At 51.3% G+C, this 12,907-nt stretch carries 14 protein-coding genes; 5 read left to right on the top strand and 9 right to left on the bottom strand.

Features of this window, described 5'->3' with window-relative positions; genetic code table 11:
• The first annotated feature begins 24 nt into the window (after positions 1-24).
• Positions 25-705, top strand: coding sequence for a MarC family protein (locus tag Q7T66_RS10730; RefSeq protein WP_304933331.1), 681 nt, complete (start codon positions 25-27; stop codon positions 703-705).
• Between the two features lie 188 nt (positions 706-893).
• Here the strand turns inward: Q7T66_RS10730 and Q7T66_RS10725 are convergent, their stop codons facing one another.
• The 5 genes from Q7T66_RS10725 to Q7T66_RS10705 form a co-directional block, all read right to left on the bottom strand.
• Complete coding sequence (locus Q7T66_RS10725) at positions 894-1,328, bottom strand: GreA/GreB family elongation factor (protein ID WP_304933330.1); 435 nt, start codon at positions 1,326-1,328, stop codon at positions 894-896.
• A gap of 162 nt (positions 1,329-1,490) precedes the next feature.
• Positions 1,491-1,658: a hypothetical protein gene (locus Q7T66_RS10720; RefSeq protein ID WP_304933329.1), complete on the bottom strand. Its 168-nt coding sequence runs from the start codon at positions 1,656-1,658 to the stop codon at positions 1,491-1,493.
• Between the two features lie 189 nt (positions 1,659-1,847).
• The gene (locus Q7T66_RS10715; protein ID WP_304933328.1) at positions 1,848-4,010 is read right to left on the bottom strand and encodes an ATP-binding protein; all 2,163 of its coding nucleotides are present in this window, start codon (positions 4,008-4,010) and stop codon (positions 1,848-1,850) included.
• Between the two features lie 27 nt (positions 4,011-4,037).
• A complete protein-coding gene (locus Q7T66_RS10710; protein WP_304933327.1) occupies positions 4,038-4,622 on the bottom strand; it encodes a biliverdin-producing heme oxygenase in 585 nt (194 codons plus the stop codon).
• Positions 4,623-4,825: 203 nt separating this feature from the next.
• Positions 4,826-5,575, bottom strand: a complete 750-nt coding sequence (locus Q7T66_RS10705; RefSeq protein WP_304933326.1) for a sulfite exporter TauE/SafE family protein — start codon at positions 5,573-5,575, stop codon at positions 4,826-4,828.
• A gap of 171 nt (positions 5,576-5,746) precedes the next feature.
• Between Q7T66_RS10705 and Q7T66_RS10700 the strand changes: the two genes are divergently transcribed.
• The 3 genes from Q7T66_RS10700 to Q7T66_RS10690 are packed head-to-tail and all read left to right on the top strand — an operon-like array spanning position 5,747 to position 7,637.
• On the top strand, positions 5,747-6,514 hold the full coding sequence (locus Q7T66_RS10700) for a cobalt-precorrin-7 (C(5))-methyltransferase (RefSeq protein WP_304933325.1): 768 nt from the start codon (positions 5,747-5,749) through the stop codon (positions 6,512-6,514).
• A gap of 5 nt (positions 6,515-6,519) precedes the next feature.
• Positions 6,520-6,969 (top strand): SsrA-binding protein SmpB, encoded by a 450-nt coding sequence (smpB, locus tag Q7T66_RS10695; RefSeq protein WP_304933324.1) that lies wholly within the window; start codon positions 6,520-6,522, stop codon positions 6,967-6,969.
• Between the two features lie 26 nt (positions 6,970-6,995).
• Entirely contained in the window at positions 6,996-7,637 is a 642-nt protein-coding gene (locus Q7T66_RS10690) for a bifunctional 2-polyprenyl-6-hydroxyphenol methylase/3-demethylubiquinol 3-O-methyltransferase UbiG (RefSeq protein ID WP_304933323.1), read from the top strand.
• Here the strand turns inward: Q7T66_RS10690 and Q7T66_RS10685 are convergent.
• The gene (locus Q7T66_RS10685; protein ID WP_304933322.1) at positions 7,634-8,926 is read right to left on the bottom strand and encodes an MFS transporter; all 1,293 of its coding nucleotides are present in this window, start codon (positions 8,924-8,926) and stop codon (positions 7,634-7,636) included. The two genes, Q7T66_RS10690 and Q7T66_RS10685, sit on opposite strands and share 4 nt — an antisense overlap.
• 56 nt (positions 8,927-8,982) lie before the next feature.
• Positions 8,983-9,576 carry a TetR/AcrR family transcriptional regulator gene (locus Q7T66_RS10680; protein WP_304933321.1) on the bottom strand — a complete coding sequence of 198 codons (594 nt, stop codon included), beginning with the start codon at positions 9,574-9,576 and terminating at the stop codon, positions 8,983-8,985.
• Positions 9,577-9,773: 197 nt separating this feature from the next.
• Here Q7T66_RS10680 and Q7T66_RS10675 point away from each other — a divergent pair, with 197 nt between their 5' ends.
• The gene (locus Q7T66_RS10675; protein ID WP_304933320.1) at positions 9,774-10,331 is read left to right on the top strand and encodes a flavin reductase family protein; all 558 of its coding nucleotides are present in this window, start codon (positions 9,774-9,776) and stop codon (positions 10,329-10,331) included.
• An 18-nt stretch (positions 10,332-10,349) separates the two neighbouring features.
• On the opposite strand, the gene Q7T66_RS10670 is transcribed toward Q7T66_RS10675, so the two are convergent.
• Both Q7T66_RS10670 and Q7T66_RS10665 read right to left on the bottom strand, forming a co-directional pair.
• On the bottom strand, positions 10,350-12,110 hold the full coding sequence (locus Q7T66_RS10670) for a bifunctional UDP-sugar hydrolase/5'-nucleotidase (RefSeq protein ID WP_304933319.1): 1,761 nt from the start codon (positions 12,108-12,110) through the stop codon (positions 10,350-10,352).
• 31 nt (positions 12,111-12,141) lie between these two features.
• Positions 12,142-12,654, bottom strand: a complete 513-nt coding sequence (locus Q7T66_RS10665; RefSeq protein ID WP_304933318.1) for a DUF1993 family protein — start codon at positions 12,652-12,654, stop codon at positions 12,142-12,144.
• Positions 12,655-12,907: the final 253 nt, after the last annotated feature.

Raw genomic sequence — 12,907 nt, 5'->3', positions numbered from 1 at the left:
CGCATACACAGTGGAAGTACACGCATGTTGATTCTATTTTTAAAAGCAGCGATTCTAATCCCGATTACCTTGTTGCCGATTCTCAATCCATTCGGTAACGCGCCGGTTTTTGCCAGCCTGCACGGCAATATCGGTCCGATTGCGCAAAAGCGACTGGCGCGACAAGTAGCGATCAACTGTTTTTTAATGCTGGTGGGTGCGATGTTCATCGGCTCGCATGTGCTGAACTTCTTCGGTATCTCGCTACCGATCGTGCGCATAGGCGGCGGCATCCTGGTGATGGCAACCGGCTGGCGCTTGTTGAACGACAATTCGCACGATGCGATTCGCACGCAAGTCGCGACCAATCAATTGGAAGTGTGGTCGGACGAAGATTTTAAAGTTCGCAGCTTTTATCCGATCAGCTTTCCGTTGACGGTTGGTCCCGGCTCAATCGCTGCCGCCATCACGCTAGGTGCCAACACACCGACGCGCGCGCTTGATTGGGTGGTATCCATCGGCAGCGCAGCATTGGGCGCGGCGCTGACGGCGCTGGTGATTTATCTCTGCTACAACTCCGCTAACAGATTGATTGAGTTGCTTGGACGCTTGGGCACCATGGTGGTGTTACGCCTGTCGGCATTTATTCTGCTGTGCATCGGTATTGAAATTCTCTGGCAGGGGATTCTAGGTTTGTTGGCGGAGTCCGGCATAGTCATAGGTTGAACTGCATGATGATGACAAGAGAATTCAGGTCGACTTGTCATCATCATTTAAGAACCACACGATTTATTCCAACGCGACTTCAAGCGTGATTACGACAGCAATGCACGCGGTCCATATCGCGATGATTGTGAGCATGCATTTGCGTATGCGTCGTCGTCTTTCAATCAGATAAAGTGTGTTCGCCCGTTTCATGATGACGCCACCTCGCTAGTCAAATCTGCATTGTTCAAAAAGTCTGCATTACTCAACTCAAGTATTTTGATTTTTTCCAACCGATTGCCGGGCAGGACAACGTCGATGATCTGTAACGATTTTCTCCCTATCAACGCCAAGCCTATAGGCGACAGCACGGACACGCGTGCTAACTGCAGATTAGCTTCGTGCGGGCACACAATCGTCAGCGTGCGTTTGTCGTCGATGTTCGCTGGTGTATAGGTCACCGTTGAATACAGTGCAGCACAATCTTTACGTTCCGTATTGGTCGCGAGTATTTTCGAGGTCGCAATCATGTCTTGCAATTCTTCGCCGGCGTTGAATTCAACGTCACCCACTCGGAGTAATTGTTCGGCAAGCCGGCTCAGGATGGCGGCATCGTTTTGTTTCAGAATACGTTGATTTTTCATGGCAATAGTTCTCCATGGCCGACCATCAAAGGCAGGCCAAAATTGGCAATGCAATATCGATGCGCGTGACTACGCAAGCATCAACAAACGGAAAGGTTCAGGCGGGTGGCTCGGGAGTGATGTGTGGGAACGAAATTTCGTTCCTGCTGTTACTCGCCGAGCCTAAGAGACGCAGGCGAGGTCTCTTGTGAAAGACGATGGTGTGTAGATCTCTGCCACACCGTGTGCGATGGCAGAGGCGCTCATTGCGAGCAGAAAATTCGCGCGCAAGGCTTCCGCGTTCGGCGCAGAACTGATGCGTTTCGACAGGAAAGTTGGCGCGATGGTCATTTTGATAATGATTAAAAATTAAGCAGTATGCGCAATCGTTGCGCACATGGTCGAGTATAGCTGTTTGCAGATATACGTCAACCTTGTGCAAGTTTCATCACTTGCCAATGCGAAGCATCTGCGATGAAAAATTCTTGTTTCATCGACGACTCTCAAGCGACAAAATGCCGAGAACGAGCAAACGATTTTCTATTTAGGAAAGCTCATCGTGAAGGTGATTTTTCCATCTGCGTAGCTCGCGTCGATGTTGCCTTGATGACCCTTGACGATTTCACTAACGATATACAGACCCAGCCCCAGTCCTTGCGGATGCCGTTGATTATTGTGTGAAGTTGGCTTGAAAGGATTGAATAGATTCGGCAATAAGTGCGGATCGATTTCCGCGCCGTGGTTGGAGACAGAAATCGTCAGCATCTCATCAGTACTTGATGCATGTACGCCTATCGGTTTTTCCCTATCACCGTGATGGCGTGCATTGCTGAGCAGGTTGGTAATAATCTGGCTCAGACGATCCGGATCAATCAACGCAATACCAGCCGAATCGCACTCCAGATCAATCTGCAAGCCTGGATGCGCGGTCATCACTTCACGTCGAAGATCGTGCAGCAGCGCGTGAATATCGGTTTCTACCGGTATGACATTCAAGCCTTGGCCGCTTTGAATGCGGCTGACATCCAGCACTTCTGCGATCAAGCGTTTCATCCTGCCGCCGGAATTGACGATGCGTTTGCTCAGCGAAGATTTAGTCGGATTACTATCGTCCTGCAGCTCCAGCATTTGCGCAGCCATCATGATGGCTTGCAGAGGATCGCGCAGATCGTGTCCCAAGGTCGCAAACAAGGTATCGCGAGCGCGTTCTGACATCGTACTTTTGCTCAAGGCAATTTCCTGCAAACCGGTTCTGAACTGGCCTGCGATTTCGATTTCGCTAGCTAGCCATGAACTACTCTTGCCTTTAACTTCCTGCTTCCATTCTGCAAATGAACCGCGCGGCGTCAATCGATCGCCGAGTGGGCCGGTGGTATAGATTTTTTCAGGATTGCCGCCCCAGCGTACGTTTTCTATTTGTTCGCCGCGGAACCAGAAGATGTAACCCTTGCGTTCACGATGAAAACGCGCAGCTAGAACGCCGGATGCATTGAGGCCTTTTTCTACCAGCGCAGGTGCATCGCGCAGGATGGAATCGGTGGCGAAAATATCTGCAACCTGATTTGCTTCCAGCCACTGAATCAACGCGGTGATAGTCGCCGGCTCTGGCGCTTTACCGAAGTTTTCCGTACGACCATCGATGGTCGCGACGCCACCTTGGCAAGCCATCAGATCAATGAAGTTAGGTTCTTGTTCCGCTAGTGCATGAAGAATATCGCCCGCCTGCATCATGCGCTCGGTGATTTTGATACGCGTGGTGGCTGAGTGCTCGATCGCCTGTACGTGTTCTTGCCACAATGTGCGCTCGACCAGCACGCTAACGATTTGCGATAACAGCTGACACGACATGCGCACTGCGCGCGGTACCAGGTAAGGCGAGGTGTGGTGACAGGCAATCATCCCCCACAGTTTGCCGTTGACCACGATGGAAATACTCATCGAAGCGGCGACGCCCATATTGGTCAGATACTCGATATGAATCGGCGATACGCTGCGCAATACGCTGCGGCTCAAATCCAGCGGCGCTTGCGTCAATGGATTGTTCTTAGGGAATAGTGGTACTGGCTTGTAGGCGACATCGGCAATCAGACGCAGCGGATTAAGCACGTACAGGCGACGCGCCTGCGCTGGAATATCACCACCCGGATACCGCTGGCCGACGAAGGATTCAAGATCGTTGCGCTTGCGTTCTGCAATCACTTCGCCACTGTCATCAGGCAAGAAACGATACGCCATGACGCGGTCAAAACCGGTCAATGAATGAATTTCCTTGACGACGACATTGATCAATTCCTGAGTAGCTTGCTGGCGCTGAATACGCTCGATTGCGCGTTGCGCCAATGCTGGAAAAGCTTCCAGCGATACGGTCGTATTGCGGTACTGCTCGAACTCAACCACCAGCAGATTTCCAGACAAGCTGAAAATAACATCGAAGGTACCGGTACCCAGATCGATGTTGAACAGATCATCATGCCTATCGTCAGAGTCGAGCGCATGTTGCAAGGCCTCGCGCACCTGAGGATTCAGATGGCGTTGATCCAGCGCTTCGCCTATGCCTGGCAATAAGCCCAGCAAGTCGCTGGCATTGTCGCTGTGTATAGCCAATATGCCATCGCGATGGAATGCCAATAAGGCGCCATGTGGTTGGATAGAACCTGGGATGTGAATCGGCTCGCGATCGCAGTTGCTGATCAACCGGTACATTGCCGCCGGTAAAAGAAATAGGCGTAATCACGCTGCGCCTTGCAAATGAAACCAGGTTTGCAACGAGCTGAATGTCTGTCGTGCCGATTGGGCCGCGATGCGACTTGCTTCCTCATTGCCGAGATTGGATTCTGCGCTTTGCATAAACTGGCGCCATTTGGCAGATGACTCATTGCCATAACCTGCAAGCCAGCGTGCAGGCCAAGGTTGCAAGACCGGTCCTAAACGCTTCGCCAAAACTTGCGATCCCAGTTGCGCGCCTTCAAGTACGTAAGCCACGCCAAAGCGCGCCGCTGGCGAAGTCAAATCTAGATTGCAGGAGGAGAGTGGTAGAGCGGCTATATCGGCGTCTTGCAAACCGGCGCTGCGCAGGTCGCTAAGCAACCATGACGATTTATCGGTTCTGCTGGTGGCATCAATTTCGTGTGGCCATTCTGCTTGCCACAAGGTTTTTTCAAATGGAGATAACCAACCCCACATCGCCTGTATGAAAATTCGGTAATCGTTTTTCCCGGCGGCTGGTTTGGCCACCTTTAACTCAACTTCAAATGCTGCATGAATTTCTTGCGTAGCTTGTCGCAAGCGTGCCAGACCGAATACAGGGTCGTTCAAAAAAATCCTCCAACGGAATGGGCTAGCGGTGCTTCAGGGGGATGTGCAGATAAGAATGCTTCCCGACTGTAACACCTTTCAAATGTTAAGATTTTATTATCTTGCTATTAGCAAAATAGAGGGCAAGTACAAATTTTAACGGGTTCAAAGTCTTGGGCAATTTCTCTGCATCGTATATGCAAACCTAGATCGTGAAGGGGTGCCTAGTGACTAAAGGACTGGGCCGTATTACTGTACGCAGCCCACAGTAAAGACAAGCCGGAAAACAGTAGCAAAGCATCCAACAAGTAACTATGTGCCTGATCGCTCAACTTCAGCATGAAGAATTTGCCCGCGAAGGTGCCTATCATCAAGGATCCACCTACCAGCAAACCTTTGATGAAAATATCCGGCGGCATCGCGCCGAACTCACCAAACGTGATGACCTTGCTGACGTAAAGAAAGAGGGAGCTGGCCGCTTCTGTTGCAATGAAGGCGCCTTTGATTAATCCGTATGCAGTAAAAGCTGGAACGCTAAGTGGTCCGGTAGATAACACCAAGCCGGTAAGAAAGCCGATGAAAGCGCCGCATACCGAAAGTTGCCACAAGCGCATGCGGAAGTTGCGCAATATCAGCCAGTGGCGCACGGGGATCATCGCAATAAAAAAGACGCCCAGGAAAATATTGATCAGATTCGCAGGCAAGGCGAGCAGGGTGCGAGCGCCCATCGCCGCCGCTGGTATCCCAGTGATCGAGTAAGCGGCAAATGCGCGCCAGTCGATTAACTTCCACCACGCGATCACACGCGCCAGATTCGCCATCACGGCGGCGACTGCCATGATCGGTACTGCCGCTTTGGGGCCGAAGGTATACACCAATATTGGCAGCAGAATGATCGATGCACCGGTACCGATGACCCCGCTGATGCTGCCTGCAATCAAGCCGGCGATAAGTACAAAGAGATAAGAAATCATGCGCGTGGAGTGTGTGTGCATTGGCAGTCAGTGCAGAATGTTCTGCAGACCGTTACACTGCCGGTATTATCTGCGCCTCAGCCGCGCTCTGCAACTGCCCGGGCATTCGGTGCAGCAGACCTGCAACTGGAATAGCTGGGCGCTTAGGATCTTGTCGCCAATATCAGGCGCATGCATCGCAACAAACAATCAGAACTAAAGCTGTATAAAAAGGAAGAAACAAGCATGATCATTTGTATAGGTGCCGGTCCCGGCGACGTCGGTTACCTGACGCAGCGTGGCGCGGAATTGATCCGCGACGCGGATGTTGTCGCTGGCTTTAATGCCGTCATCAAGGTTGTGGAAAGTGTCATCCCGGCTACCGCTGAAGTGGTACTGATGAATTATCGCGATCAAGTTGCGCAACTGGATCTGGTCGCGGCAGCCCATCATGCAGGCAAAAAATGCGTGGTTGTCTTCATGGGCGACATTCACTTCAGCGGCTTTCAATATCTTGAACGTGTCGAGCGCGCTTGCGGCCATCCGGTCGAAAGCTTGCCTGGTATTTCGTCGGCTCAAATTCTCGCTTCGCGCGCCAAGGTTTGTTTCGATGAAACCACCTTCATTACCTTCCATCGTCGTGGTGATCTAACACCATTCAAAAAACATCTTGTGCATGTGTTGAACGACGCACGCAACGCGATCGTCATACCTTGTCCATGGGACGCAGCACGTTCGTTCATGCCGCCGCATATCGCCGCGTATTTGTTGGAAAACGGCGTGTCGCCAGATCATCCGACCGAAGTCTGGGAAAACCTGACGCGCGCTGAAGCTGAATGGCACGGCACGTTGGCCGAATGCATGCAGAAGGAATTCAGCGACATGAGTATCATGCTGATTCGTACGCTGACACCGATGGAAAGCCAGATCGAAGCTGCGCCACTCGCATTAGCAAACTGATTGCCATGACAATAGTAGACAACAGAAAAGCGTTTCACGATTACTTCATCGAAGATCGATACGAAGCCGGTATCGTATTGCAAGGCTGGGAAGTCAAAGCAATCCGCGCTGGTCGCGTGCAACTGAAAGAAGCCTATGTGATCGCGCGCGACAACGAGATTTATCTATTCGGCGCGCACATCAGCGCATTGAACAGTACGTCAGCCTTCGATCATCCAGAAGCGATACGCACCCGCAAGCTCTTGCTGCACGCAGCCGAGATAAAGCGCTTGACCAGCAAGGTCGATCAATCCGGCTTCACGATGGTGCCGGTTAATTTGCACTGGGTGCAAGGCCGTGTGAAGTGCGAGATTGCACTGGCCAAGGGCAAGAAGGAATACGACAAGCGCAACACCGAGAAAGATCGCGACTGGCAGCGTGAACATCAAAAGATCATGAAGATCCATCGTCGTTAATCGCTAGCTGAAACGTAAATATTCGCATGCCAAATCCCGATCAAAAACTAAACGCGCAAGAGCTCGGACACATCACCGATGTCACGCTGGATCATTACAATCAGCGCGCCGCAGCTTTTTGGGAAGGCACGCGCACGCATGACGTCAGCCAGAATATTCAATCGTTGTTAAAGCACATAGAAGTCGCCGCGCCTTTCCATATTCTGGATGTGGGCTGTGGTCCTGGACGTGATTTGAAAACGTTTATCGAGCTTGGCCATCAGCCGGTAGGGCTGGACGGCTCAGCAGAATTTGCCGAGATGGCACGCGATTATGCGAAGTGCGAAGTATGGCAACAGGATTTTTTAAAACTTGATTTGCCTGCAAATAGATTCGACGGTGTGTTCGCCAATGCATCGCTATTTCATGTGCCAAGTCAGGAATTACCGCGCGTGCTGTTGCAGTTGAATTCGACACTCAAAACGGGTGGGGTGCTTTTCACATCCAATCCGCGTGGTGAAAATCGTGAAGGTTGGAATGGCGATCGCTACGGTGCTTACTTTGAATTACCGGCCTGGCGTCAATTTTTGACGGATGCCGGATTTATCGAACTCGAACATTACTACCGACCACCAGGATTGTCGCGTGAGCAGCAACCCTGGCTTGCATCGGTCTGGCGCAAACGCTAGGCCTTAGCTAATACATCTGCTTTTGTCGGTTTGCGTATCAAGAAAATAATCCCTGCAGCAAACAGACACGCAGCACCGGCTGTGTACAAGGCAGGCGTATAAGTCAACAACATCGTGCGGGACAAACCTGCACCGTACGCAGCAATCGCACTACCGATTTGATGCGCCGCAAATATCCAGCCGAACACCATACCCGCACGTTCCTTGCCGAATGCTGCACCCGCCAGCTTGACGGTAGGTGGCACGGTCGCAATCCAATCCAGTCCGTAGAACATTGCGAAGATCGACAAGCCATACAGAGTGAAGTCCGAATGCGGCAACCACAGCAGCGACAAGCCGCGCAAACCGTAGTACCAGAACAAAAGTTTGCAATTGTCATAGCGGTCCGATAACCAGCCCGACAAAATGGTGCCAACAAAATCGAAGGCGCCCATCATCGCCAACATACTTGCCGCTGGAATCGCAGCCATCCCGTAATCGCCACACAGAGAAATAAAGTGCGTCTGGATCAGCCCGCTGGTGGACAGGCCACAGATAAAGAAAGTACCTGCAAGAACCAGGAAGGTACGGTTGCGCGAAACACTGGCCAATACTTTCAAGGGTTCAAGCATGGTCATGTGTGCCGCGGCGGCTTGTATAGGCAATACCACGCTAGGATCAGCGCCGTAAGCGACGATGCCCATATCGTTCGGGCGATTGCGGATAAATATGAAGGCCAGCACTGCCACCAAAGCGCAGCAACAAAATACGGGTACGACAGCCATACGCCAGCCGTGATGTTCGATTAACCAAGCAGCGACCGGCAAGAAGATCAATTGCCCGGTGGCTGAACTTGCGGTCAACAATCCAATCACCAAGCCTTTGCGTTTCTCAAACCAGCGATTGGCAACCACCGCACCTAACACCAAGGCCGTCATACCAGTCGCAATCCCGAGCACCAAGCCCCACAGCAAAAACATTTGCCAGAGTTGCGTCATTTGCGTCGACAAAGCGAGGCACAACGCAACCAGCGTCAATGCCGTGGTTATCACATTACGCAAGCCAAAGCGTTCCATGAAGATTGCGGCGAAAGGGCCGATCAGCCCGAACAAAATAAAGCGTAGCGCGATTGCGGATGAAATCTGGTCGGTAGTCCAGCCAAATTCTCTGCTAAGTGGTTGTAATAGCACGCCTGGCAATCCGAGCGCGGCGGCGGAAGTCAGCATCGTCAGGAAGGTGATGGCGACGATCACCCAGGAAAAATGGATACCTTTGCGGTCCAGCCATCTGGACAATGATTGAGCGAACATGAATATCCTATATGTGATTCGGCAAGAATTTGTTTAGCGCAGTATCAGGTGATGCGTCAGGCATTTGTATCGGCCAGCAATTGCGCGCGAGCGGCAGACAATATTTCTTCCGCGATCGCATCGTCATGCGTAGCGCGCGCCAGCATCATGGCGCCGACCATCGTGCTCCATTGCGCCAGTGCGATTTTTCTGCGGGTTGCTGGATCTGTGGACGCGACCAGCGACGCCAGTATTTCTACAAGTTCCGTGGTGCCGGCAAGATAGGCTGCGCGCACCGGCTTGTCATGAGCCTCTCGTGCGACATCTACTGCAAGGGCCGGGCCGGGGCAGCTGTTACCAATATCCAGTACGTTTTTCGACGACAAGTAATTGTCGACGATAGTTTTCAATGCAGTCTTTTCATCCTTCGCGCTCTCAACGCGCTTCTTCCAACGCTCAACTGCGTGATCGAAGGCATTCGCGCAAGCGACAGCTGCCAATTCATCCTTGGACGAAAAATGCCCATAGAAGCCGCCGTGCGTTAGACCGGCAGCAGCCATCAGGTCTGAGACGCTGACGCCGTTGAAGCCTTTTTCACGAAACAGTTTCGCAGAAACGTTTTCGATGGCGGAGCGGTTGAGATCAGTTTGTTCTTTGGATACGCGTGGCATGGCAGACTTTGAAAATTGAACTTGCTCGAATAATAGATGTTAGTCGTCATAAATGCAATAGATGTTATTCATCATCTATAAAAATAAATCGGAATACGTTCAATCAGTCTGATTTTGATGAAACTTAGGCAACTATGCGCGTAGTCCGCAGTCGAAAAGTTAGCAAGTCCATTTTTTCGTTTTTCAAAGGCTGCCATATGAAGACATACAAAAAGAAGAATCTCCCACTCGCGGAAATCCGGCGTCACCTTGAACCGGGGCCGATTGTGCTCGTCACATCAAGTTGGAAGCAGCAGACCAATATCATGACGATGGGCTGGCATACGGTGATGGAATTCACGCCATCGCTGGTCGGTTGCGTTATCGCGAGCGGCAATCACAGTTTTGAAATGATCCGCAAAAGCGGCGAGTGCGTCATCAATATACCAACTGTGGAGTTGGTCGATCAGATTGTCGGTATTGGTAATTGCTCAGGTGCTGAGGTGGATAAGTTCGACCGTTTTGGCCTGACCGCTGCGAAAGCAGAGAAGGTCAGCGCGCCGTTAATCACAGAATGCTTTGCCAATCTGGAATGTTGCTTGTTCGATAAAAGCTTGGTTGGAAAATACAACTATTTCATATTCGAGGTCGTCAAGGCGCATGTGGCGACCACGCCTAAATATCCTGCCACTGTTCATTACACCGGCGATGGAGTATTCAAGGTTTCTGATAGCACGATCAGTCGACGTTCCAAGTTTTTGCCGCAGAATCTTTAAGCTACTTTAAAAACCGCGTCAGTTTATGCGGGTAATCCGATTGGTTGCAGGTGGCGTTATCGGCGACTGACTGCGCAGATAGGCTTCCAGCGCATCGACATCCATCTCGCCGCCAGATAGTTGCGCGCCCTGATTGAAGAGACTGAATTGATCGCCACCATTCGCGAGATAACTATTCATCGTCACGCGATAGATTTGCTTGTCGATAATGGGCGCGCCATGCAGCCGCATCCCACTGATACGTGCGCCGGAAGGTTTATGCAGATCGTAGGAATACGTAAAGCCAGCCGATGGGAATAATATGCGTGGACTGTCGTCGCTATTTGAGAGTCTTTTGAACTGCTGCTCCAGCACGCCGCGTAATTGCGCGCCGCTAAAACTTTTTACGACAAGATTATTACCGAATGGCTGAGCGCTGAATATCTGACCATAGCTAATCTCACCACCGCCATTCGGTACGTGCAAGTCAGCACGTATTCCGCCAGGATTCATCAAGGCGATCTGCGCTCCACCATGTTCTGTAGATTGCGTTGCAGCGAGTTGCGCATCGGCGATCAAATTACCTAGCGGACTTTCGCCCGACGCTACTTGCCGGCGCGAGATAGAGGTCGTCAATCGACCAACAATGCGATTGGTCAATGAGGCTGCGGCATCAGCATAGCGAGTGATGATCACATCGACCTCGCGGTCTTTCGTAAAACGTGGATAGTCTGCCGATGGCTTGATCGTCACGCCTGCATTATTGACAAAGCCGTCTCCCTGCACGATGACATTACTCGCGGATTTTGAGATGACTTTGTGTGTGCGTGTATCGATGCTCAGATTAATGTCGGTAAGCAAGGTGCCGTATTGACCGGCGCTGGTTAACAGGAATGGTTTGGCCGGATTGCGTTTGCCGTAATCGCAAATGTAGGAGCGATGCGTATGGCCGGACACCACGACATCGATGGCCGGAGCTAGCTGTTCAAGTATTGGTACGATATCGCCGGTCAGGCTGGGACAGGATTCGTCATTGCTGCCATTGGTGATGCCGCCTTCATGGATCACAACGACGATGGCATCGGCACCTCGCGCTTTCAATTGGGGTACTAATGCGTTCGCGGTCTTTGCTTCATCTGCGAATCTTAGTCCGGCAACACCGGCCGGTGTGACGATGTGCGGCGTGTTCTTCAGCGTTAAGCCGATGAAACCAATTTTTACTTGCTGCGCGCCGCTTCCGAACGATTTGATGCCGGTAGCAGGGAACAAGGTTTTGCCGTCTGGCTTGAAAGTATTCGCCGCCAGAAAACCAAAATTCGCACCCGCGAATTGTTTGTTGAGCGCGCACGGTTCGCGCTGCGTGAACTTGGCGCAACCGCCGTTCTGCATACGCAGCAACTCGGCCGAGCCTTTATCGAATTCATGATTGCCGACTGCATTGAAGTCAATACCGAATGCGTTGACTGCTTCGATCGTTGGTTCGTCGAGGAATAGGGCAGAGACCAGCGGTGACGCACCGATCATGTCTCCAGCAGAAACAACGACGTGATTGGGATTGGCTTGCTTTAGTGATTTGATTGCGCTGGCCAGATAAGCCGCGCCGCCGACCGGGACATAATTGCCGACGCTGTTTTTGCCAGGAACGAACAAGGATAAACGTGGTGGTTCGAGATGGCCGTGCAGATCGTTGAAGGCAATGATTTTGACATCGACATTGCCTGCATCTGCAAATGCGCTACTGGCGCTGCCAGCCATAAAAAAAGCCGACAGCGCCAGCAGTATCCTACTTGCTTTAAACATCATTTAGCTACGATGTTTAAAAATGCAGTGATTAAGGATTGCCCATGAAATCGCGCTTGCCGATTTCAATACCGTTATGGCGCAGGATCGCGTAAGTCGTTGTCACGTGGAAGAAGAATTGCGGCAGACCGAAGTGCACCAGATAGTCTTGACCGGTGAATTTTCTTTCTTTTGCAGTGCCTGGACGCAGAATGATTTCGCGCGCTTCTTGACCATTGATTTTGTCTGCAGGAATACCGTCGATAAACGCGACCGTTTCTGCAATCATTGCGCGCAGATCTGCGAATGTGGTCGCCAGACTGTCATCAACTTTCGGTACATCCAGTCCAGCCAGACGAGCCGATACGCCACGCGCGAAGTCGCCAGCGATTTGCACTTGGCGAATCAGAGGGAACATGTCTGGATACAGACGCGCTTGCAGATAAGCATTCGGATCTATGTTTTTAGCGGTCGCATATTCTTCAGTTTTTGTGAGCAGGGCGCTGACGCTGTTAAGCATTTGTTTGAGAACAGGAACAGAAGCGGCGTGCAGAGAAATGGTCATGAGAATTCCTTGATGTGTGTGTTACTAAGGGTCTAGCGAGGTCATACGCCGAAACAGCGGAGCAACGTGCAGCGATTATATGCAGGAAATCAAAGATGCGTTGTGAGCATCTATGGAACTGGAAAAATTCACGTATTTGCATGTTGATTGAAGGTCGGACGCATTTATGTATAGCGGCTGAGTTCTTCCTTGTCGCCGCTATTCACGATGCGTTTCATTTTGGTATCAACTTCAGTTAATCCAACGAATCAGC

This window comes from Herminiimonas sp. (genome assembly GCF_030655415.1).
Note: the sequence above shows the minus strand (reverse complement) of the source record. Positions and strands in the feature narration are given on the sequence as shown.

Bases quoted from the DNA above. Each gene is read 5' to 3' on its own strand.
- Q7T66_RS10690 (WP_304933323.1), top strand. From the start codon at position 6,996: ATGCCAAATCCCGATCAAAAACTAAACGCGCAAGAGCTCGGACACATC.
- Q7T66_RS10675 (WP_304933320.1), top strand. From the start codon at position 9,774: ATGAAGACATACAAAAAGAAGAATCTCCCACTCGCGGAAATCCGGCGT.
- Q7T66_RS10680 (WP_304933321.1), bottom strand. From the start codon at position 9,576: ATGCCACGCGTATCCAAAGAACAAACTGATCTCAACCGCTCCGCCATC.
- Q7T66_RS10720 (WP_304933329.1), bottom strand. From the start codon at position 1,658: ATGACCATCGCGCCAACTTTCCTGTCGAAACGCATCAGTTCTGCGCCG.
- Q7T66_RS10700 (WP_304933325.1), top strand. From the start codon at position 5,747: ATGCATCGCAACAAACAATCAGAACTAAAGCTGTATAAAAAGGAAGAA.
- smpB (WP_304933324.1), top strand. From the start codon at position 6,520: ATGACAATAGTAGACAACAGAAAAGCGTTTCACGATTACTTCATCGAA.
- Q7T66_RS10730 (WP_304933331.1), top strand. From the start codon at position 25: ATGTTGATTCTATTTTTAAAAGCAGCGATTCTAATCCCGATTACCTTG.
- Q7T66_RS10685 (WP_304933322.1), bottom strand. From the start codon at position 8,926: ATGTTCGCTCAATCATTGTCCAGATGGCTGGACCGCAAAGGTATCCAT.
- Q7T66_RS10705 (WP_304933326.1), bottom strand. From the start codon at position 5,575: ATGATTTCTTATCTCTTTGTACTTATCGCCGGCTTGATTGCAGGCAGC.
- Q7T66_RS10725 (WP_304933330.1), bottom strand. From the start codon at position 1,328: ATGAAAAATCAACGTATTCTGAAACAAAACGATGCCGCCATCCTGAGC.
- Q7T66_RS10670 (WP_304933319.1), bottom strand. From the start codon at position 12,110: ATGTTTAAAGCAAGTAGGATACTGCTGGCGCTGTCGGCTTTTTTTATG.
- Q7T66_RS10715 (WP_304933328.1), bottom strand. From the start codon at position 4,010: ATGTACCGGTTGATCAGCAACTGCGATCGCGAGCCGATTCACATCCCA.
- Q7T66_RS10665 (WP_304933318.1), bottom strand. From the start codon at position 12,654: ATGACCATTTCTCTGCACGCCGCTTCTGTTCCTGTTCTCAAACAAATG.